A 20,176-nucleotide genomic window follows, 5' to 3' on the forward strand; every position below is an offset into this window, starting at 1 on the left:
CCGCCGGGCCGATGCTCGCCCGGATGATCGCGGCGAAGGACACGCGGGCGTACCTGCACCTGCCAGGCCCCAGGCCCCATCGAGCCGACGTGCCGCCGGACGCGACCGCGTGACGGGAAACCGACATGCGGGAAACCCGTCACGCGCGGCGCCCCTCGCAGGTCCGTATGCATGGCAGGCTCCAGCTACAGCCTGACATGTTCACGGTATCCAGTGGGGAGATCCATGCGCTCCATAACGCGTACAGCCTTGGGCGCGGCGACCGTCGCCGTCCTGACTGTCACCGCGGTCCTGCCCTCCGGGGCGGCGGCGGACACGCCCTCTGACGGTGCCTCGGGGAAGAGGCCCGTCGTCGGCGGTGGGACCACGGCGGCGGGCGGCAAGCAGGTGTCGGTCACGCTCGTCACCGGCGACAAGGTACTGGTGACCACGGACCTGTCGGGTCACAGCTCCGCGGCCGTCCTGCCCCGCGAGGACGGCACACAGCCGATCGTGCAGACCTTTCAGATGGGCAAGGACCTCTACGTCTACCCGGAGGACGCCTCCCGGGCGATCGCCGAGGGCAAGGTCGACAAGCAGCTGTTCAACGTCACCGGGCTCATCCGCCAGGGATACGACGACGCACATACCGACACGCTGCCGCTCATCGCCACGTACCAGAACAGCGTGAACGTCGCCAGCAGCGCGCCGGCGGCCCCCCGCGGGGCCGAGCGGGGCCTGAGCCTCCCGACCGTGGACGGTGTCGCGCTCAAGGCCGGCAAGGACACGGCCGCCACCTTCTGGCAGGACATCACCAACACTCGCTCACGTTCCGCCTCCACACTGAAGAAACTGTGGCTGGACGGCAAGGTCGAGGCCACGCTGGACCGGTCCACCGCGCAGGTGCACGCGCCGGAGGCCTGGGCGGCCGGCTACGACGGCAAGGGCACCAAGGTCGCCGTGCTGGACACGGGCGTGGACGCCGAGCACCCGGACCTGGTGGGCCGGGTCGCCGCATCCGAGAACTTCACGAACTCCAAGACCACCGACGACCAGGTGGGCCACGGCACTCACACCGCTTCCACGGTCGGCGGGTCCGGAGCGGCCAGTGACGGCCGCAAGAAGGGCGTCGCCCCCGGTACCTCCCTGCTCATCGGCAAGGTCCTCAACGACCAGGGCTACGGCCAGGACTCCTGGATCATCGCGGGCATGCAGTGGGCCGTCGACCAGCAGGCGGATGTCGTCTCCATGAGCCTGGGCAGTCCCGCGATCGGCGACTGCGCCGACCCGGTGGCCCAGGCCGCGCAGCAGCTCTCGCAGAACACCCACACCCTGTTCGTCATCGCCGCCGGCAACGCCGGTTCGGGCACTGAGACCGTTTCCTCGCCCGGTTGCGTGCCCGGCGTGCTGACCGTCGGTGCCGTGGACCGCGACGACACCACGGCGCAGTTCTCCAGCCGCGGTCCGGTCGCCGTCACCCACACTCTCAAGCCCGAGATCGCCGCCCCCGGCGTCGACATCTCGGCGGCCAACGCGGGCGGACGGGGCGTCTACGCCTACCGGACGATGTCCGGCACCTCCATGGCCACCCCGCATGTCGCGGGCGCCGCAGCCGTCGTCCGCCAGGCCCACCCGGACTGGACCGCGCAGCAGATCAAGGCCGCCCTGGTCGCCTCCGCCCGCACCGGCGGCAAGGTCGCCGGCGCCGACCAGACCGGCGCCGGTGTCCTCGACGTGTTCGCCGCGGTGAACCAGAAGGTGCTCTCCGCGCCCGCCGTCCAGGCCGGCAGCTACGACTGGCCGCAGGACGCCTCGGACCGCACCACCGTGCGGGTGCCGTTCACCAACACCACCGGCCGCGATCTGACCCTGAGACTGAGGGTCAGCGGTGTGCACGGCAACGACGGCAGCGACGTCGACTCCCGCATCGTCCAGCTGGAGGACGACAAGGTGAGGGTCCCCGCGGGGGCCACCGCCCAGGTGCCGCTGCGGATCGACCCCACCGCCCGCCTGAAGGACGCCCAGTACGGTGCGGTCACCGGCCGGATCCTGGCCACCGGCGAAGGTGTGCACGTCTCCGTGCCCGTCACGCTCTACGTCCAGCCGGAGACGGTCACGCTGCGGGTCAAGGTCATCGACCGCAACGGCAAGCCCGCGGCCGGCTCCTCCTCCCTGGACCTCGTCAAGCTCGACATCGACAAGGGCGAGCGCCGTACCAACGCGGGTGCGACCGACCAGACGTACAGCGTGCGCCCGGGCGACTACGCTCTCAGCAGTTTCGTGATGTCGTACGACGCGAACAACGCGGCCGAGTCGGTCAGTTACCTCGCGCAGCCGCAGCTGCGGATCACCCGTGACACCACCGTCGTCCTCGACGCCCGCAAGGCCCACCAGCTGAGCCTGCACACCGACCAGCCTTCGACGGTGGACAGCACCTCGTTCAGCTACAGCCGCATTTGGGACGACACCTGGCTGATGGCCGGCTCGGTCGTGATCGGCAAGAGCGTCCCGAAGGTCTACGCGGACATCGACGGACGTGCCAGGAACGGCACCTTCGAGTTCCGGCCCACCTGGCGGGCGATCGGCTCCGAGGACGGGGCGTCCTACGTCTACAACCTGTCGTACCCGACCCGGGGTCCGCTGTACTCCGATCAGGTCTACAAGCCCAAGGACTCCAGGCTCGCCCAGGTCACCGAGACGTGGAAGGCCATGGGCAAGGAAAGCGACTACCTCGACGCGCTGTTCGTCCGCCCTTCCGGGGGTGACAGCGACTACATCACCGTCAGCCCGTTCGGCGGGGTCCATGTGCCCGGTACCCGCACCGCCTACTACACGACCGGCGACGACGCCTGGTACCACGGCGCGATGACCAGCTTCCCGTTCGCCGCGTTCATGGGCGACCAGGAACGCACCTACCGGGCCGGACAGCGCAGCGCGGAGGAGTGGTACGGCGGCCCCCTGCGGCCTGCCGCGCCGCGCGACGCCGACGGCAAGTTGATGCTGTCCGCCGAGCGGCAGGGCGACCTGATCGGCTTCCAGAACGCACTCTGGGTCGACGGTTCCGGCGACCACTGGTCCTACGGCGGATCGTTCGGCGACCTCGGCAACCTGGTGCTGAAGCGCAACGGCGAGCAGATCGGCAGCAGTTACGACCCGTACGGCGTGTTCCAGGTGCCGGACGAGGACTCCGCGTACGAGCTCACCCAGAACCTGGAGAAGATCCCCTCCTCGGACCGGAACTGGCTGCGCTCCACCGCCGTCACCACCACATGGAGCTTCCGCTCCCACCGGGAGCCGGACGTCTACTCCCGCGGCCTGCCGATCCTCGCCCCGGCGTACGACCTGCCGGTGGACGGCATGAACACCCTGCCGGCACAGAGCGGCATCAGGGTCGGCCTGTCGGTCGAGGGCCACGCCGGGTACACCCCGGGCGCGATCACGGAGGCCTCGCTGTCCTACTCCTACGACGGCGGAACCACCTGGACCCAGGCGCCGACCCAGCGGCGGGGCGGCAAGTGGACGGCCGTCCTCGACCACACCGGCGCCGCCGGCAAGCAGGTCATGACGAAGGCCACCTTCACCGACGCCAACGGCAACGCGGTCACCCAGACCATCACCCGCGCCTACGACGTCCGGTAGACACCCGGTCCGACCGGGCGGTCCAGCGCAACGGGCAGCCCGGCCGGCCGCCGCTCCCACCTGTGGTCATCAGAGCATGGCCGGCTGCAACTCGCCTGGTGGGATGTGATGTTGGCCTGGTCGGCGGGTGAAGCCTCTGGTGGATGAGTTTTCGATCGAGGGAACCGTCTCCACCAGAGGCTTGGCACGCCGAAGTGACGTTCACCGGCGCGGACCGGGTCCAGGACGTGATCCCCGTGCAGATCGGCAGGACCACGTAGGCCCCCGTAGGCAGGGACTCTCTTGTGTGGGGGGCTCTGGTCGAAGCGGGAGTGCTGGGACTCGCTGTCCTGGCGGAAGCCCTTGAGACGGCGGCCGGCATCGGGGTCCGGCGGTATCTGCCCTCAGGTGCTCGGTGCGGTTGAAGCGCTGCCGCTTGGTCGAGGGGCCGATCTCCCGGTTCTTCGGGGTTTCGTCCCCGGACCGCACCCCCGTCCGGCATCCTCACAGTCAGTCGTGGATGTCAGAAACTGGCGGCTGCGTGGCGTCGCTACGGCGAGGGGATCGGATTCCGGCGCCTGGCGAGGCGGCGCCAGGCCACCCAGGAATTGATCACAAGCAGGACCGCTCCCGCGATGGGCCAGCCCATGGATCCACCGCTGCGGTAGGTCTCAATGCCTACAGCCAGCAGCATGACGCCGATCACTGGGCCCATCATGTCGATGAAGGCGTCCAGGCGGCTTGCGGTCTTCGAAAGGTTGGCCACGGCTTGATCGTGACAGTCAACGCCGTGCCTGCAAAGGAGCAAGGTCAGGACCGCACGGAGCTGCCGCTGTCTGTCTGCGTCAAGGCCGGCCCCGGTGTACCGCCATCAGCTGGGGAAGCTGCGGTCATTGAGGATCGACTCTAGCGCTGACCTGGGCGAACGGTCTGGGCACTGTCCCGCCGGGCTGGATCGCTTTCACCGTGATTCCCCGCTGTTCTCCGGTCGATCTGGTGCGGTTGTGGTGCGGTCGCCTCGTACACGTCAGAACCTTGACCATTCTTCGCCGGGGATGCAGTCCCAACTCGCCACGTCGATCTCCGCTGGGTGATCCTCCACCTCATTGAGGAGACGTCCCGCCACAACGGCCACCTCGACGTCGTGCGTGAGCTCGTCGACGGGCGGACCGGCGCCTGAGACCTGTCGTGCGGGTCACGAGCGGAGCCAGAGCCGGATCGAGGCGAGCTCACGGCGTAGCTCGCCTCTGCCCTGGACGTAGAGGGCCTGGTAGACGGTCTCGTGGACCACGTGCAGCTCCGGCCGTTGGGGGAAGCGGGTGCGCAGGGCCTGGCATATCTGCTCCGGACTCCATCGCAGGTCCAGATGCTCCTGGATGAAGGCGCGCAGGTGCAGGTTCTGGGCGATCTTCCCCGGCTTGGGGCGGGGGCGGGGGCGCCGACTGTCGGCCCGGGTCTGGGCCGCGTGCGGGCGGTAGTGCCGGACTCCGCGCGGGTCGACCGTGCCGTTGCGGCGGATCTCCCGGCTGATCGTGGAGGGGCTGCGGCCCAACTCGGTGGCGATCTGCCGGATCGTGGCCTTCTCCCGCAACCGATCGGCGATATGGATCCGATCGGCTTCACGGAGGTAGCGGGAAGGACCCGAAGGCGCCACCGCAGGGATCGGTGACGCCCCGACCGTCCTGCCGGACGGGGCACGGCCGTTACGCCACCGCTTCCCCGTCCGATAGTTGATCCCGACGATCCGGCACGCTTCCACACTACTCACGCCCTGTTGCACGAGCTGAAGGTAAATGCGCCGTTCCTCGGTCAACCTACGGCGCCCCTGGTTGACCGACCGGTCCCGAATCTCGAAGTCCATCGCACTCCCCAACTGGGGTGTTGCGACGGACTTCGAGAACTCAAGCACTCTGGGGTGGGGCCGGTTGCTGTGGTTGCTGTACTTCGCTGGTGTACCGCGTGGCGCTGCCGGGCCGCCAAGCGCTTGAGTCGGCGGTTCCTCTGCCCCGCTGCTCGCTGCTGAGCTCTTACGATCTTCACGGTCTGCGGGTCGCTGATGAGGTCGTAGTTATAGAGAAGAAGTTCATCGTCGTCTTCGACAATGATCTCTCGCAGGGCAGCGATGTGGCGCTTGGGATTGACCAGGCGGCGCTTCGACTCCATCCAGGCAGCGCGCCCGCCGTCATCTTCGGTCATGTGGGGACCGTAGCTCACCTCTGGAACAAGAGGGAGTGCCTTGCCTGGCCAAACGCGCACGGCTCCGGAGGGCCCTTCGGTCCTTGGCGTGTGCGCAGGTCACAGGCGTCTGATTGATCAGTAACACGTGACTCGTCCACGGATGGTCCACGGACCGCCTCTTCGTCCCAAAGCACTTGAGTGGATGCTCCACCCAGGACGGTGGGTTGCTTGCCTGCCGCGGCTGTCCGCAGGCGTGTGCCGTCATACGTCGGCGTTGTCACGCAGTCAGACCATCAGGCGCCGTTCGTTGATCGCTTGTCGGCGGTCAGGTGGTCCTGGTGTCGTCCACCCGCTCGCCCTCGGCCTGGGACGGCTCGGTCCTGGGGACGTCGGGGTGCTGATCCATGGCTGCGCGCTCGGCCGGTTCGTCACGCTCGCCCTCGGCCTGGGAGGGGGTGTGAGAGTACAGCCAGCGGTCGTAGTCCGAGGCTCTGGTCTTCATGGTGGGCCTCCCTTGCTCACTCAACTCCTATGGTCCTCCCTCGACCGCAGCCAGGGCGAGAGCGCGGTGCAAAGGGGGCGCGAGGGTGTTCCATCATCGATGGATGGCCAGGCTGAACAGGGCCGGCTGACGCCGAGCTGTGGTCGGGTGGCCCGATCACAGCATCACAGGCGAGGTTCTACTCCTCGATGGACTCATAAATCGAACAGGTGGCTGAGTCACCCGGTTGGCTGGCTTGGTCGCCCACTGATCGACGTATAAGGGCAACAGTCCTGTCGCCCCTGACCAGGCGGTCGAGGGCCGTTCTCTTGTGCGCTGTCCGTCAACCACCGTGGCTCCCTGTCAGTTCCCGGTAGATCGAGTACGGCAGGGGCGCGGGCACCTTCTGATCTGTAGCTATACAGAAACCGGGCACTGGCCGTCATTGCGGTCGCGTCATGGTCTCCGAAGGGCGTTGCGGGACGTGATCGGTTGCTGTGGTTGCTGTACTTCGTGGCTGTACCGCACCTCGTGAAGGGGGAGTGCCAAAGGTTGGACACGAAGCCAGTCTGTGCCTCAGCCGACGGCGGGCTCGCCGACTGAGCGGGCGCGCAACGCGCCATGCGCTCATCTCTGCGTCTCGTAGCCACAGCTCACCTCCGTATCGGCCGCTGACGCCGAGGGTGCCACCGTCGAGAGCTGCATCGACCTAGGGTCCGTCTTCAAAGATGATCAGGTGGTGGATCATGGTCGGGTGATACGCCGCCATGAACTCACCGACCTGGAGTGGGAGTTACTTGCTCCGCTCATACCGCGTGCCGCGACGGGACGACCGCGAGTGCCAGACCGGCAGGTCATCAACGGGATGGTCTACAAGATCCGGACCGGGGTCTCCTGGCGTGACCTGCCGGAACGTTACGGGCCGTGGCAGACGGTCTACACCCGTTTTCGCCGCTACGCGTTGGACGGCGTGTTCACCCAGGCACTCCAGCAGATCCAGGCTGGCGCGGACGCTGTCGGCGACATCGACTGGCTCGTCCAGATCGACTCCACCATCGTCCGCGCCCACCAGCACTCGGCCGCCACCGGCCGAAAAGGGGGATCCACCGGCCGGACGAACCGGACGATCACGCCCTCGGCCGATCCCGAGGCGGACTGACCACCAAAATCCACCTCGCCTGCGACGGTCGCGGCAGGCCCCTGGCCGTCCTGCTGACACCCGGCCAACGCCACGACAGCGTCTGCGCGCGTCCCCTCCTGGAACGCATTCGCGTCCCGCGCATCGGACTTGGCCGACCCCGTTGCAGACCCGACCAGGTCGTCGCCGACAAGGCTTACAGCTCTCGCGGTTTCCGCGCCTACCTGCGCAAACGCGGAATTGCCTGCACCGTCCCGGAAAAGACCGACCAGAAGCGTCACCGCCACAACCGCGGCCACCGAGGAGGCCGGCCACCCGCTTTCGACCGTCAGATCTACCGTCGGCGCAACGTCGTCGAGCGCTGCTTCAACCGACTCAAGGGCTTCCGCGGCATCGCCACCAGATACGACAAGACCGCCACCTCCTACGAGGCAGCGGTCAATCTCGCGTCATTCCTGCTCTGGGCAAGATCCGTTTGAAGACGGACCCTAGTTCGGCGATCACGCTCCCTGAGCCAGTCGCGGCCGTGCCGTGATAATGGTCGAGTGAAAGAAGAGTCGCCCGCACCAACGCCCGTCATCCTCGGCATAGACGACCTCCGGCCGCTGCCCTGGACCACGCGGATCGCGCGCAGCAGCGGCGAAGGTATCAAGCTCCTGCAAGAGCACCGCGACAGCTTCATCGACGAACTCTGGCTCGACCACGACCTCGGCGGTGACGACAGCATCTTGCCCGTGGTGACCCTCATGGAAGAAGCCGCTTTCAACGGGCGGCCCTTCCGAATCGGCACGGTCTTCGTACACAGCGCCAACCCCATTGGCGCCGAGACCGTCGTCCGGTCACTCACACGCTGGGACTACCAGGTCCGGCGGGCAACGGTCTAGGAATCTGATTTTGAGGTCTGGCCTCATCTTTATCAGGTCAATGACGGGGTGCTGCCGGTGTTGGTCCACCCACCCGGCGCCTCGACTGGCTGTCCGCTGACGTTCAGCGTTGACCACGGCCGTTCGCCCTTGTTGGTGTCAGTCGCTGATGTCAGGAGAATCATCGGGTTTGACTCCCCGCCGCAAGACCGGTCCGGGGATCCGCCGGTCGTGACGCTGGTGTCCACACTCCAACGGCTCAAGCAGTTCCGCGCGGTAGCGACCCGGTTCGACAAGCTCGCGGATGGCTACCAGGCCGGACTCCGCCTTGCCTCGCTGGTCCTGTGGCTCCGCGAGCCCGCGTCGGCAATGGCCTTTAGCGCCCGGGTGCCAGGACGGTGAGCACACCCGATGGGATCCCCAGCAGACCCAGTCGGGTAATAAGTGCTGCTTCCTGTTCCTGCGTGACCTCGATCCACAGGGCGGTTCCCGTGTCGCTGGCGCTGAAGACCTGCCGACCGTTCCGCCAGCCTTCGGCGTGGATTGTGTAAGGCGCCAAGTCCGACAGCACTTCGAACTGCCCGTCGTCTCGGACATCAATATCGATCCCCATCCCGGGATCGGAGCGCCTGCGGCGATGACCGCGTGCGACCTCCTCACGAGCAAGCTGGAGGGCGCGCTCGTACGAGTGCAGGATCTCAGGCGGCCAGGCGTCACCGCTGTAGGCGTCAATGTGGGCTGCGTCGATGCTCGAACGCAGCACTTGGAGCGCCTCGCGATGAACCCGCACAACGTCCGCAGGGCGAACTCCGTCCACGAGTGCGAGCTCGCGGACCCGGACGCCATCCTGACCCATCACATGCAAGACCTTCCCATAGGCAGCCAGTCACCCACGCTCTGGCCGGCACTCGCGAACGGCGCTCGTCCGTCTCCGACCGCTCATAGTCCTTACGGCTCCCTGCCCCTCGATGCGAACTATGGGCACGGTGGTCTCTGAGGTCTGCCGGGCACGTCAGACAGTCGCCCAGGGCCGGTGATGGTCAGGGCCGGGCGCGATGGTTGCTGTACTTCGATGCTGTGCAGCCACCTGCCTTGCTGGCCAACCACCGCCTTAGAGGCCGTTCTCTTTCCGAACCTCGTGTGCGGATTCTGCTGGTCAGACATGAGATTGCGGCTGCTGCGGAAGCCTCGACTCGTTGCTGATCGAGTTGCCGTGGGGGTGTCGGATGCCGTCGATGCGTGCGGTTCTAGAAGCACGGCGGAAGGCCGCGGTCGTGCGCGTGGAGGAGCTCGAAGCCGAACTCGGTTGGGTTCGGGCGGACTTGGCGGACGCCGAAGAAGTCCTCAGACGCCGGACGATCGGCCTTGAGCAGTATCTGGAGGCGCTGGCCGAGGAGGAACAGCCCGCCGAGACGGCCGTCGGTCCGTCACAGAGGAAGCCGGTGGGACCGCGCCGTGCGGTGCCGCATCGGGAGAACGCGGCCGGACTCGAGGACCTGTCGCCCGACTACCAGGCGGTCATGGCGGCAGCGGCGGAGGCCGGAGACCACGGGCTGGGCGCCCGGCGGGCGGCCGTGGTGCTTGGCTGGGACAGCGCCTTGGCCTCACGCGTCGAGGGTGCGCGAGCACGGCTGAAGAGGCTGGTGGAACGGGGCTGGCTGGTGGAGGCGAAGCCCGGAACGTTCACCCTGCCGGCAGGACAGCGGACTGATGAGGTCGTGCCGTCAGGCGGCGGTTCATCAGGGCGATCATCGACCAGTGGATGACGGCTTCGCTCGTGTCGGTGCGGCGTTCGTAGTCCCGGACCAGGCGTCGGCTGCGCAGGAGCCAGGCGAAGGATCTTTCGACGACCCAGCGGCGAGGAAGCGCCTGGAAGCCCTGGACGCCGTCCGGACGACGGACGACCTCGAGGGCGAGGCCGAGGTGCTGGCTGGTCCAGTCGGTGAGGTGGCCGGTGTAGCCGCCGTCCGCCCAGACCCGCGCCAGCCGCCGGAAGTCCTTCCTTGCCGCGGGCAGAAGCGTTCGGGCGGCGTCCCGGTCGGTCGTGGATGCCGGTGTGACCAGCACGGACAGGAGAAGTCCGAGCGTGTCGGTGAGCAGATGCCGCTTGCGGCCGTTGATCCTCTTGCCCGCGTCGAACCCGCGTGAGGCGTGGGCGACGGTGGCGTCCGCCTTCACCGACTGCGAGTCCACGACCGCGGCACTGGGTTCCGGGCCGCGGCCCTCGCTGGTGCGGACGGCCTCACGGAGCCGTTCGTGCAACTCGGTCACGAGGCTGGCGTCCCGCCAGCGGGTGAAGAAGGCGTAGACGCGCGGCCAGGGCGGGAAGTCGGACGGCATCGCCCGCCACTTGATGCCGTTGTCGACGAGGTAGCGCACCGCGTCGATCATCTGCCGGTGGCAGTAGCCCTCCGGCCGGCCGCCCCGGCCCGCCAGCCAGCCCGGAACCGGCAGCAGATCCTTCACCAGAGCCCACTCGGCATCGCTCATGTCCGAGCCGTACCGGGGCCGGCGATCCGGCCGGTCGGCCGCGTTCCCGAACCTGTGGGCGAGACAGTCACACCCACGAGTGGACGAACTGGACTCGGCAACCGTGACCACGCGACACTTCGACAACAGGGCCTCTTGATTCTCGCTGGACTCGACATCCGCGAGCTACCAAGAGGCCCTTCTTCCATGCCTCCACACCAGACAACTCACCCGAACCAGGCCCCTGTTCGAACCATGCCGATCACACGGCCGGATAGAGAACAGCCAGTTAGAGGTCCTAACAAAGGCGTTGGACGTGTCGGTGGGTGATCAGGCAGGTGGCGAGGCCGAGGAAGGCCTCGTGGATGTCGTCGCGTCGCTCCCAGCGGATCCGCAGTCGTCGGAAGCCGTGCAGCCAGGCGATGGTGCGCTCTACCACCCAGCGGAAGATGCCCAGGCCGGAGCCGTGTTCCACGCCGCGTTCGGCGATGACCGGGCGGATGCCGCGGTCCCAGAGCAGGCGGCGGTACTTGTCGTGGTCGTAGGCGCGGTCGGCGAGCAGGGCATCGGGTCTGCGTCTGGGCCTGCCGACGACGCCTGCTACCGCCGGAATCTTGTCCAGCAGCGGCAGCAACTGTGTGACGTCGTTGCGGTTTCCGCCGGTCAGCGACACCGCAAGGGGGATGCCCTGGGCGTCGGTGACGACGTGGTGCTTGCTGCCCGGCCGCGCGCGGTCGACCGGGCTGGGTCCGCTTTTGGGTCCCGCCGGGCCGCCCGCACATGCGAGGAGTCGATCACCGCCCGCGACCAGTCCAGCTGCTTCGCGGCCCGCAGCTTCCTCAGCAGCACCAGATGCAGTTGATCCCAGACGCCGGCCTCGTTCCACGCGGCCAGGCGCCGCCAGCAGGTCATGCCCGAGCCGAAGCCCAACTCCTGGGGCAGGTACTCCCATTGGATGCCGGTGTGCAGCACGAACAGGATCCCGCACAAGGCCTGCCGGTCCGGGACCCGAGGTCTGCCCTTGACCAGCTTCGGTGCCGGCTCGGGCAGCAACGGCTCGATGAGCGACCACAGTTCATCCGACACGATCCACGGCCGCGACTGACGTGTTTCCCACGCCCGGACCAACGACCATCCAAGCCGAAGGTCACATGATCAACAGCTTCTGTTAGGACCTCTAAGGAGCGAGGTGGGGCGACCATGCCCGTGACCTGCTGATCCCTACCTCGGGCCGAGGCCTGGCGAACTCCCCCTGCGAACCACGGTTCTCCGTGAGTCCCCGTCCGTTCTGGCACGAGAATGGCACGGCCGGGTGACCGTGCCATTGTCATTGTCAACTGACCTCGGACGGCCCAGAGACAGTCCCGCGCCTGCTCGCGCCCAAGACGCGAACCTCTAGGGCTTGCTGCCGTACGTCGTACGGGGCCTCTCGACGCCAGACGCGTCGCCACTCCCGGGCAAGAAATGCGCCGGCCCCGAGAAACAGGAGCGATCCGGGCCAAGTGATGTGGGGCAGCTCGATGAACGTAGAGATTGGGGCGGCTACCCAGCCGCAAGATACCAAGGCGAGCACTACGATGCGGCCGGCCCGCCCAGGGAACCTGGACACATCCGCCATGCCATCCTCCACGGGTTGCTTCTCGGGCTGCGAGCGGCAGTGTACGCGCGGTCGACGGAATCTCGATGGGTGCGTCAAGCTCGTGAAGAGTCTTGAAAACCGTCGTGGCGCGAGTCACCGTGGGTTCAAATCCCACACCCACCGCAGGTGAACGGCCTCTGACCAGGTAGCTCGGTCAGGGGCAGTTCTTGCGGCGTTGCCCGCCAGCGACCGCTGTTCCCCGCTGTTGCCCGACTGAACGGGCACGGGAGGGGCGCGTTGTCTGGCGGCATCGAGGATTTGGACCGATCGCCGGCCCAGCAAGCCCGCGCGTAACGATCAGCCCGTCGTGCTTGGAGACGATCCGTCGGAGCAGTGGTCGTATGCGGACTTCACCGAGGGGTACGACGGGCTCAGAGCTATCCGACTGCCTGATGTGTCGTCGCCGCAGACGTATCCCTCCGGGCCTGATGTGGACGTGATCCGCAGTAGTACCTCGTAGGACGAAATCTGTACGTGGCGCGTGCCGCCCGCTGCGATTGGTCCGAGGCTGTCTTGCTCCGAGCACTCGTTGTCTCCGTCGCCAGCACACCAGAAGACACGCACGGCGCTGGGTGTGTTGTTCATCAGGGTGATCGGGGCGACGTTCTCGGGATCGGTCGGATCCGGGTTACAGCCGACAAGGCAGAGACAGGCCGGACTCAGGATGGTCAGCGTCACGCAACGAGAGACACGGTTAATCAGATACTTCACTGCCCCCCGGAGGTGGCTACGCGAATCCGCACCGTATCGCAAGATCGAGTATGCGGGTGCGGTCTGACCTGGCAAAACACCGACCGGAGCCTTCACGACTGCCCCTACCCACCACCTACCCCAGCTCCCATCCCACTCGGCCGGCACCCGCGAACGACGCCCCCGCCATCTCGGAGCCTGAGCGCCCCCGCCGGAGGCATGCTCTGACCGGGATACTCCGTGTCCGGGTCTCTACTCATGCCGTCGCTTGCTGCGGCCCCAGGGGCCAGCCCGCGCTTGCGCGGGCACTTGAACCAGTAGAGAAATTTTGAATCACGGTCCCGCTGGTGGTCTTGTCTTGTCTCCGTTGAGGCCTTGACGTTGTGGCTTCATCTGGCGGGTGTCGCTGCGGGTGGCTCTGTCCATGAGAACGGGTTCTGGCTCAACTTCTGTGGTGGGAAAAAAGCCGGTTGCCGGCCTCATCGTGGACATCAACCGGGCGGTCTGCTGGGGCTGTGGCTCAGAGCGGATGGAATGCCTGCCCGGTGCCAAATCGGCATGCCGAACGTAGCCGCTCGATGCGATCATGCTGTCCGCCGACAGATCGGGGAGAGCGTATGGCCGGCCTGACAGTGACAGTGTGTCTACCGCGTGGGGCCGCGGACGACATCGACGGGGCCCTCACTGCGGCCCTCGCGCCGTTCGACCAGGACAGTGACAACCCCGTGGACCGCGGCATGTGGGATTCACGCCGCATCCACGGTGGCAGCAACGGTCAGGGGTTCGCGGTCGTTCGCGGATACGAAGACGATCCCAGGCTGGTTCACGACGAGCCTGCGTATGACGGCCTCCCCGCTCCCAGCGCTCCAGGAGCCTGTGCCGGAGGACCGCGTGCCCTGCTCGACTTGTCACGGCCGCAAGCCGCCTCCGAACGCGTGGCAGCCGCGTCCTGGGACCTGTGGCAGCAGATGTCCGCCGTACACCCGCCGGCACTGCCCCTCTCGGTTTTCGAGGACCGTTGTGAAAAAGACCCACACGCGTTCCCGGGCGGCCCCTGGGCCGACGGCATGCTGGCCGCCTACCGGACCCAGCCCCTGATCAAGGCCTATATCCATCACCCCTGGAGCCTCGGCCTGGGCTCGATCCGTGCGGAGCATCCCATCATCGGCTTCCGCGGCAGCCGTGCCGACTTCATCCGTGAGTTCTCCTGGGTTCCGTGGGAGACCGACGTGCTCACCGTGGACGGCTGGTGGCGAGAGAGCGACGGAAGCGCCCTTCACGCGTACTGCGACCCGGTCTCGGCGACGTCTGAATTCTGACCCTCTGACGGCGGATCAAAAGTGACCCTCTGGGTGGTCTTCGCCTGAACCTGATCTTGATCGGAAGGTCAGGAGGGAAGGGTGATCCGCGTGGAGGACTGGGCAGAGATCCGCAGGCTGCACCGGGCCGAGCAGATGCCGATCCGGGCGATCGCCCGGCATCTGGGCATCTCGAAGAACACGGTGAAACGGGCACTGGCCAGTGACCGGCCGCCGAAGTACGAGCGGCCGGCCAAGGGCTCGGTGGTCGACGCGGTCGAGGTGCAGATCCGTGAGCTGCTGCGGGAGACCCCGACGATGCCCGCCACGGTGATCGCGGAGCGGATCGGGTGGGAACGCGGGATGACGGTCCTCAAGGAACGGGTGCGGGAACTGCGTTCCGCCTACGTTCCCCTCGATCCGGTCTCACGCACGACCTATCAGCCGGGCGAGCTGGCCCAGTGTGACCTGTGGTTCCCCGAGGCGGACATCCCGCTCGGCTACGGACAGACGGGACGTCCGCCGGTGCTGGTGATGGTGTCGGGCTACTCGCGGGTGATCGCCGCGCGGATGCTGCCGTCCCGCACGACAGGCGATCTGATCGACGGCCACTGGCGGCTGCTCAACGGATGGGGCGCCGTGCCCAAGATGCTGGTCTGGGACAACGAGGCAGCGGTCGGCCGCGGCAAACTCACCGCGGAGTTCGCCGCGTTCGCGGGCTTGCTCGCCACCAGGATCTACCTCTGCAGGCCACGCGACCCGGAAGCGAAAGGGCTGGTCGAGCGGGCGAACGGCTATCTGGAGACCTCGTTTTTGCCCGGCCGCACGTTCAACGGCCCCGGCGACTTCAACACCCAGCTCACCACCTGGCTAACCGGCGCCTGCACCGCACCCTGCAGGCACGTCCCGTCGAACGCTGGGAAGCCGACCGGGCCGGGATGCTCACCCTGCCACCCGTCGACCCGCCCGCCTGGTGGCGGATGCAGATGCGCATCGGGCGTGACCACTACGTCCGCGTCGACACCAACGACTACTCCGTGCACCCCCAGGCGATCGGACACACGATCACCGTGCTCACCGACAACGACGAAGTCATCGCACTCGCCCCCGGCGGCGTGATCGTCGCCCGCCACCCCCGCTGCTGGGCCCGCCACCAGACCCTCACCGATCCCGACCACGCAGCCGCCGGCCAGACGATGCGCGGGCAGGCCCGTCATCAGCAGGCCACCCAGGCCAAAACCGACTCGCTCGTCGAGGTCGAGCAACGCGAACTCGGCTCCTACGACCGGCTGTTCACCGTTATCGAAGGCGGCGGCGAGCGGGAGGCCGGCTGATGCCCCGCACCACCGCTGCCCCGGCCGAAAACACCGGAGCGGGCCGCCGGACCGGTTCCCAGACCGCCGCGGACCTCGCCTTCCTTGCCCGCGCGATGAAGGCCCCGGCTCTGCTGGACGCCGCCGACCGGCTCGCCGAACGCGCCCGCAAGGAGTCCTGGACCCACGCCGAATACCTCGTCGCCTGCCTCCAGCGCGAAGTCTCCGCCCGTGAATCGCACGGCGGCGAGGCCCGCGTCCGTGCCGCCCGCTTGCCCGCGATCAAGACGATCGAGGAACTCGACGTCACCCATCTGCGCGGCATGACGCGACAACAGCTCGCGCATCTGGGCACGTTGGACTTCATCGCCGGCAAGGAGAACGCCGTCTTCCTGGGGCCGCCGGGCACCGGCAAGACCCACCTGGCGATCGGCCTCGCCGTCCGCGCCTGCCAGGCCGGACACCGCGTCGCCTTCGCCACAGCCGCCGAGTGGGTCGACCGCCTGGCCGCCGCCCACCACACCGGACGCCTCCAGCAAGAACTCACCAAACTGTCCCGTTACCCACTGATCGTGGTCGACGAGGTCGGCTACATCCCCTTCGAGGCCGAGGCCGCGAACCTGTTCTTCCAGCTCGTCTCGAACCGATACGAACGCGCGTCCGTGATCGTCACCAGCAACAAACCCTTCGGACGATGGGGAGAGGTCTTCGGCGACGAGACCGTCGCCGCCGCCATGATCGACCGCCTCGTCCACCACGCCGAGGTCCACTCCCTCAAAGGCGACTCGTTCCGCATGCGAGGACGCGAACTCGGACGCGTCCCCACCACCAACGACTGAAACAACCGACCGAACCGAAGACACCCGGGTCAGATTTCACCTGTCCAGACTGGGTCCAGGTTCAACCGCCGCCGACACCCGGATTCGTGTCCTCACGAACCCCCCGGGCCCCGTGTCTGGCCGGGCAGCGAGGCATACCTGTCGCAGCTGCCCCACGACACGATCCTGGTACGCGTGCACTGCCACTGCTGACGCCCCACAAAAGCTGTGCCAGAGCCCCGTTCTCGCGTACATAGCCAGGAGCTTGCTGCTCTGTGGTGTAGAACGCTGGTATGGGGAGCGAGCGGCAGGAGCGAATGCGGGTGCTGGGGGCACGTCTTCGGGCCTTGCGCGTGGATGCTGGCCTGACTGGTGCTGTGTTGGCGCAGCAGGCTGGGGTTGGGCAGCCGACTGTGTGGAGAACGGGCGGATGGTTCCCAGCCGTGACGTCCTCGACCGCCTGTCCCGAGCTCTCGGCCTGGATGCGTCCGTAATCGCGGAGTTGCGGGTGGCTCTCGCCGAAGTCGAGTCGGCTTCTTCCGCGGGCGCAGATGAGACCCTGTCGGGCTCAAGCTTTTCCACGGATGCCGTTGTCGACCTGGCGGTGCGCGGGGCCCGGCTCGTTCGGTCGTTTCAATGCGTTGTCCTGCCGGCCATGCTTCAGAGCGCGAAGTACGCGCGGCACGTCTTTGGGAGCACGCACGGTGCGGAGGCGGCCGAGGTGGTCCGCAGCCGGACGGTCGCGAAGGTCGACTCGATCGGATTCGTGGTCCGCAAGTGGATCCAGTGCTCGGCCGGGAAGTCGTAGAACGCCAGCAGCTCGGCCTCGTCATCGACGATCTTCTTGACGGCCTTGGGGGACTTCGCCCCGTACTGCTTGGCGAACGCGGCGACGGCCTTGGCCGCATGCTCGCGGTCCTGAGCGTTGTAGATGTCCTGAATGGCCTTCGGCCGAGAGCTGAGGGGGCCCGCCGCGCCTGGTACGGCAGCAGAGCCCCGATACGGCGGCAGGGCCCGGACCGCGCGTCGCGGTCCGGGCCCTGCCCCTTGCGGTGCCGCCCTGCGGCGGCGCATGCGTCAGCTCTGTGCGGTGTCGTGGCCCGCCTGCCCGGCGCCCTCAGCTGCGCCTGCCTTCTCGCGCATCTTGCGCACCAGCTCCGCCTTCTGGTCGGCTGCACTCTGGCGGTCGAGGTTGCGGTGCGGACCGTTGTTCTGCCGTTCGGCGCGGGACAGCTTCTTGCGCTGGCCGCCGCCCATGCCCACGGGGTTGTTGATGTTCTTGCTCACGGTCACGGGTTCTCCCGGTAATGATTTGAATCCTCCCCCAGCTAAAGCAGGGGGATTCCTGGCTCACGCTGCCTGCGGGGCAGCGGCCCAACAGGTCTTCCGCGATCAACACCAGCCGGGTTGGAACCAGCCCGGTTTGATACAGCAAGGCTTGGAGGTGCATGTGCTGTCTTGGCTCTCGATCAGCACGGTGCGCGCGCTTGGTTCTCGCACCGCACGGCGTGCAGCCTACCCAATCAGGTGGACGGCGTTCCGCCCTTGGGGCGAAATCCCGTTTCCTGCCCTGCTCCGCAGGAGTCCGATTCCTCCCGGCCTGAAGGCCAAGGCATCCTCGGAGGACCCCGGTGAAGTGATCTACGGATTCATCGGTGGGCGACGGGCGGCGACGTCTAAGGACGTCAGCGGGGGTCCATCCGCTCTCACTCGTAAATCGGTGTCTGGAAGAACATGACAAAGACGTTACCCAGTTCCGCCGGCCCCGCACACCAACCCTTTCGCGGCCCCGGCGTCGGCCGGGTCTTCGGCGAGCGCCCGGGGTTCATCTGCTTCAGGACGGTCCTGTCGCGCACTGGTTCGCCCTTTTTAGCAGTCGGCCTCGGCTGACCCCGGCAGCGATCAGAAGACCTCGCCTGTTTCCCGGTTGTGCCTACCAATGATCTTGGCTAGTGCCCCCGCCTTCCGGCGGGGGTGTAGGCCATCTCAAGACTGCTCCAACCCGCAGGTCACAACGTCCGACGCTGCTGGTTCTCGATGTACTGACGGACCACCGTTATCGGTGCGCCGCCGCATGACCCGGCGAAGTGGGAGCGAGACCAGAACCGGCCGTGCATGATCGCCCAGTTCACAGCTTTTCGTCCAGTCAGCGGGCGATCGAGATGGCGAAGGGCGCGAATCCGGTGGACCGGATCACGTGAGGCACGAACAGGATTGCGGCCTCGACGGCCTGCGCGGTCTCGATCCCGCCGAGGTCCGTGATCCACTCCCGGTGCCAGCCGAGGTCTTCGAGAAGCCCGCGGACGGCCTGCTTGGCCTCCGGGTCCTCACCGGAGAGGAAGGCGGTGGGCGACTGGACGAGTGCGGTAGGCGCTGTCATCACCGTGTAGAGCATGGTGTTGAGCGTCTTGACGACGTGCGTGCCGGGGAGCGCAACTTGGAGTTGCTCCCCGAGGCTTGAGCCGGTGTAGAGCAGGTTGGCGGGCAGTCCGTCCGGTCCGTCGACGGTGGCGTTGGAGACGTCCACGAGGATCTTGCCCTCCAGCTCCTCGCGCAGAGCGAGGAGCCGTTCCAGCGAGCCGGCGCCCGGCGTGGCGTTGATGACGATCTGCCCTGTCCGGGCAGCGTCGGCGGCAGCGCCTGGCGAGCGGTCCGCCACGGTCACCTCATGCCCGGCCCGGGTGAGGGCTGCGGACAGGCTGCCCCCGACGCGGCCGTTTCCGAGTACGGCGATCATGGTCATGCTGATCTGGTCCTTCCGGTGCTTGTTGTTCTTGGAGGTGGTCAGCGCGAGAGCGTGGCGACGGCGTCGGCGTGCACACCGGGCGCGGCGGCCAGCAAGCTCTCGCTCTCCGGCGTCCAGGGGCGGCCCTCGGCGTCGGAGATGCGTCCGCCGGCTTCGGCGACGAGCAGTGCGCCGGGCAGCAGGTCCGCCCGGGCACCGGCGAACTGCCAGAAGACGTCGATCCGGCCGGCGGCCACGTTCAGCAGATGCAGGGTCGCGGGCACGGACGTCCGTACCACGAGCGCGTCCAGCAGCATCGCGGTGATCGAGGAGCCGACGCGGCGCACGATCGCTTCGTCTTCGTCCGGCCTGGCCTGGCTCGTGGCCACGAGGCTCAGTCCGAGGTCCGTGGTCTCAGAAACGTGCAGCGGCCGGCCGTCGAGGTAGGCGCCGCCGCCCGCGAGCGCGGTGTAGGTCTCGCCGGTCAACGGCAGATGGACCGCGGTGAGCACCGGCCGGTTGTCGCGCACGAGTGTGGCGGTCACCGCCCACTCCGGCAATCCGTGCAGGTGGTTGACATTGCCTTCGGCCGGATCCGCGACCCACCACTCGCCGGACGGCAGTGCCCCGCCTTCGAGCTCTTCCTCCACCCAGCCGGCCTCCGGGCGCAGGAGCGCGAGGCGTGGGCGCAGGACATCGAGGGCCGCCTCGTCGTTGGCGGCGAGCGCGCGCATCAGCTCTTCGCGCGTCCGGTGGCGGACCACGCCGCCGAACCGCTCCCGCAGCACCGAGCCCGCCGCACCTACGGCGATCGCGGTCTGCGCGAGCAGTTCGGCGTCGGACACGGAACCGGTGGCCGCGGCACTTCCGGTGCTCTGGATCGATTCGGGCATGGCGGTACTCCCATCTCAGCAGGGGGATGAAGCCGAGGGCGCGAAACGATCGATCTCTGCGCCCGCACCTCGAA

At 67.6% G+C, this 20,176-nt stretch carries 16 protein-coding genes and 5 pseudogenes; 10 read left to right on the forward strand and 11 right to left on the reverse strand.

Going from position 1 to position 20,176, the window contains the following annotated elements; translation table 11 throughout:
• The first annotated feature begins 225 nt into the window (after positions 1 to 225).
• Complete coding sequence (locus tag ACFYR3_RS39360; RefSeq protein ID WP_389286872.1) at positions 226 to 3,618, forward strand: S8 family serine peptidase; 3,393 nt, start codon at positions 226 to 228, stop codon at positions 3,616 to 3,618.
• A 529-nt stretch (positions 3,619 to 4,147) separates the two neighbouring features.
• Here ACFYR3_RS39360 and ACFYR3_RS39365 read toward each other — a convergent pair.
• Positions 4,148 to 4,363, reverse strand: coding sequence for a hypothetical protein (locus ACFYR3_RS39365; RefSeq protein ID WP_389286874.1), 216 nt, complete (start codon positions 4,361 to 4,363; stop codon positions 4,148 to 4,150).
• A 303-nt stretch (positions 4,364 to 4,666) separates the two neighbouring features.
• Between ACFYR3_RS39365 and ACFYR3_RS39370 the strand changes: the two are divergent.
• A pseudogene (locus ACFYR3_RS39370) lies at positions 4,667 to 4,777 on the forward strand (DUF664 domain-containing protein); the annotation flags it as partial.
• 42 nt (positions 4,778 to 4,819) lie between these two features.
• On the opposite strand, the pseudogene ACFYR3_RS39375 reads toward ACFYR3_RS39370, so the two are convergent.
• Both ACFYR3_RS39375 and ACFYR3_RS39380 read right to left on the reverse strand, forming a co-directional pair.
• Positions 4,820 to 5,458 (reverse strand): annotated as a pseudogene (locus tag ACFYR3_RS39375) (helix-turn-helix domain-containing protein); the annotation flags it as partial.
• Between the two features lie 642 nt (positions 5,459 to 6,100).
• The gene (locus ACFYR3_RS39380; RefSeq protein WP_356786690.1) at positions 6,101 to 6,277 is read right to left on the reverse strand and encodes a hypothetical protein; all 177 of its coding nucleotides are present in this window, start codon (positions 6,275 to 6,277) and stop codon (positions 6,101 to 6,103) included.
• A gap of 736 nt (positions 6,278 to 7,013) precedes the next feature.
• Here ACFYR3_RS39380 and ACFYR3_RS39385 point away from each other — a divergent pair.
• Together ACFYR3_RS39385 and ACFYR3_RS39390 are read left to right on the forward strand one after the other, a co-directional pair.
• Positions 7,014 to 7,873, forward strand: a protein-coding gene (locus ACFYR3_RS39385) for an IS5 family transposase (RefSeq protein WP_389286909.1) whose coding sequence is annotated in 2 segments (ribosomal slippage) — positions 7,014 to 7,380 and positions 7,380 to 7,873 — 861 coding nt in all. Because the reading frame shifts where the segments join, the coding sequence is not laid out codon by codon here.
• A gap of 66 nt (positions 7,874 to 7,939) precedes the next feature.
• Entirely contained in the window at positions 7,940 to 8,278 is a 339-nt protein-coding gene (locus ACFYR3_RS39390) for a cyclic-phosphate processing receiver domain-containing protein (RefSeq protein ID WP_389286876.1), read from the forward strand.
• 355 nt (positions 8,279 to 8,633) lie between these two features.
• Here the strand turns inward: ACFYR3_RS39390 and ACFYR3_RS39395 are convergent, their stop codons facing one another.
• Positions 8,634 to 9,020 carry a hypothetical protein gene (locus ACFYR3_RS39395; protein WP_389286878.1) on the reverse strand — a complete coding sequence of 129 codons (387 nt, stop codon included), beginning with the start codon at positions 9,018 to 9,020 and terminating at the stop codon, positions 8,634 to 8,636.
• Between the two features lie 472 nt (positions 9,021 to 9,492).
• Between ACFYR3_RS39395 and ACFYR3_RS39400 the strand changes: the two genes are divergently transcribed.
• The gene (locus tag ACFYR3_RS39400; protein WP_389286880.1) at positions 9,493 to 10,023 is read left to right on the forward strand and encodes a hypothetical protein; all 531 of its coding nucleotides are present in this window, start codon (positions 9,493 to 9,495) and stop codon (positions 10,021 to 10,023) included.
• On the opposite strand, the gene ACFYR3_RS39405 is transcribed toward ACFYR3_RS39400, so the two are convergent.
• Together ACFYR3_RS39405 and ACFYR3_RS39410 are read right to left on the reverse strand one after the other, a co-directional pair.
• The gene (locus tag ACFYR3_RS39405) at positions 9,941 to 10,747 is read right to left on the reverse strand and encodes an IS5 family transposase (protein WP_389286882.1); all 807 of its coding nucleotides are present in this window, start codon (positions 10,745 to 10,747) and stop codon (positions 9,941 to 9,943) included. The genes ACFYR3_RS39400 and ACFYR3_RS39405 overlap by 83 nt on opposite strands.
• 277 nt (positions 10,748 to 11,024) lie before the next feature.
• Positions 11,025 to 11,815, reverse strand: a protein-coding gene (locus ACFYR3_RS39410; protein WP_389286911.1) for an IS5 family transposase whose coding sequence is annotated in 2 segments (ribosomal slippage) — positions 11,025 to 11,491 and positions 11,491 to 11,815 — 792 coding nt in all. Because the reading frame shifts where the segments join, the coding sequence is not laid out codon by codon here.
• A 1,857-nt stretch (positions 11,816 to 13,672) separates the two neighbouring features.
• Between ACFYR3_RS39410 and ACFYR3_RS39415 the strand changes: the two genes are divergently transcribed.
• The 5 genes and pseudogenes from ACFYR3_RS39415 (at position 13,673) to ACFYR3_RS39435 (ending at position 17,292) form a co-directional block, all read left to right on the forward strand.
• Positions 13,673 to 14,374, forward strand: a complete 702-nt coding sequence (locus ACFYR3_RS39415) for a hypothetical protein (protein WP_389286884.1) — start codon at positions 13,673 to 13,675, stop codon at positions 14,372 to 14,374.
• An 81-nt stretch (positions 14,375 to 14,455) separates the two neighbouring features.
• Positions 14,456 to 15,687: pseudogene (gene istA / locus ACFYR3_RS39420) on the forward strand (IS21 family transposase).
• Positions 15,687 to 16,505, forward strand: coding sequence for an IS21-like element helper ATPase IstB (gene istB, locus ACFYR3_RS39425; RefSeq protein WP_389286886.1), 819 nt, complete (start codon positions 15,687 to 15,689; stop codon positions 16,503 to 16,505). The pseudogene istA and the gene istB overlap by 1 nt, the downstream one beginning before the upstream one ends.
• A 296-nt stretch (positions 16,506 to 16,801) precedes the next feature.
• Positions 16,802 to 16,978: a helix-turn-helix transcriptional regulator gene (locus ACFYR3_RS39430; RefSeq protein WP_356786412.1), complete on the forward strand. Its 177-nt coding sequence runs from the start codon at positions 16,802 to 16,804 to the stop codon at positions 16,976 to 16,978.
• On the forward strand, positions 16,915 to 17,292 hold the full coding sequence (locus ACFYR3_RS39435) for a Scr1 family TA system antitoxin-like transcriptional regulator (RefSeq protein WP_356786386.1): 378 nt from the start codon (positions 16,915 to 16,917) through the stop codon (positions 17,290 to 17,292). Before ACFYR3_RS39430 ends, ACFYR3_RS39435 begins: the two co-directional genes overlap by 64 nt.
• On the opposite strand, the pseudogene ACFYR3_RS39440 reads toward ACFYR3_RS39435, so the two are convergent.
• The 5 genes and pseudogenes from ACFYR3_RS39440 to ACFYR3_RS39460 form a co-directional block, all read right to left on the reverse strand.
• A pseudogene (locus ACFYR3_RS39440) lies at positions 17,208 to 17,459 on the reverse strand (transposase); the annotation flags it as partial. The gene ACFYR3_RS39435 and the pseudogene ACFYR3_RS39440 overlap by 85 nt on opposite strands.
• 102 nt (positions 17,460 to 17,561) lie before the next feature.
• Positions 17,562 to 17,777 carry a DUF6243 family protein gene (locus tag ACFYR3_RS39445; RefSeq protein ID WP_356786388.1) on the reverse strand — a complete coding sequence of 72 codons (216 nt, stop codon included), beginning with the start codon at positions 17,775 to 17,777 and terminating at the stop codon, positions 17,562 to 17,564.
• A 716-nt stretch (positions 17,778 to 18,493) separates the two neighbouring features.
• Positions 18,494 to 18,595 (reverse strand): annotated as a pseudogene (locus tag ACFYR3_RS39450) (transposase); the annotation flags it as partial.
• Positions 18,596 to 18,630: 35 nt separating this feature from the next.
• On the reverse strand, positions 18,631 to 19,227 hold the full coding sequence (locus ACFYR3_RS39455; RefSeq protein ID WP_389286888.1) for an NADPH-dependent F420 reductase: 597 nt from the start codon (positions 19,225 to 19,227) through the stop codon (positions 18,631 to 18,633).
• Positions 19,228 to 19,268: 41 nt separating this feature from the next.
• Entirely contained in the window at positions 19,269 to 20,102 is an 834-nt protein-coding gene (locus ACFYR3_RS39460; protein ID WP_389286890.1) for an inositol monophosphatase family protein, read from the reverse strand.
• Positions 20,103 to 20,176: the final 74 nt, after the last annotated feature.

Source organism: Streptomyces sp. NPDC005784 (assembly GCF_042871525.1).
Taxonomy (GTDB): domain Bacteria; phylum Actinomycetota; class Actinomycetes; order Streptomycetales; family Streptomycetaceae; genus Streptomyces.

Bases quoted from the DNA above. Each gene is read 5' to 3' on its own strand.
- ACFYR3_RS39360 (WP_389286872.1), top strand. From the start codon at position 226: ATGCGCTCCATAACGCGTACAGCCTTGGGCGCGGCGACCGTCGCCGTC.
- ACFYR3_RS39380 (WP_356786690.1), bottom strand. From the start codon at position 6,277: ATGAAGACCAGAGCCTCGGACTACGACCGCTGGCTGTACTCTCACACC.
- ACFYR3_RS39400 (WP_389286880.1), top strand. From the start codon at position 9,493: ATGCGTGCGGTTCTAGAAGCACGGCGGAAGGCCGCGGTCGTGCGCGTG.
- ACFYR3_RS39405 (WP_389286882.1), bottom strand. From the start codon at position 10,747: ATGAGCGATGCCGAGTGGGCTCTGGTGAAGGATCTGCTGCCGGTTCCG.
- ACFYR3_RS39415 (WP_389286884.1), top strand. From the start codon at position 13,673: ATGGCCGGCCTGACAGTGACAGTGTGTCTACCGCGTGGGGCCGCGGAC.
- istB (WP_389286886.1), top strand. From the start codon at position 15,687: ATGCCCCGCACCACCGCTGCCCCGGCCGAAAACACCGGAGCGGGCCGC.
- ACFYR3_RS39430 (WP_356786412.1), top strand. From the start codon at position 16,802: ATGCGGGTGCTGGGGGCACGTCTTCGGGCCTTGCGCGTGGATGCTGGC.
- ACFYR3_RS39435 (WP_356786386.1), top strand. From the start codon at position 16,915: ATGGTTCCCAGCCGTGACGTCCTCGACCGCCTGTCCCGAGCTCTCGGC.
- ACFYR3_RS39455 (WP_389286888.1), bottom strand. From the start codon at position 19,227: ATGACCATGATCGCCGTACTCGGAAACGGCCGCGTCGGGGGCAGCCTG.
- ACFYR3_RS39460 (WP_389286890.1), bottom strand. From the start codon at position 20,102: ATGCCCGAATCGATCCAGAGCACCGGAAGTGCCGCGGCCACCGGTTCC.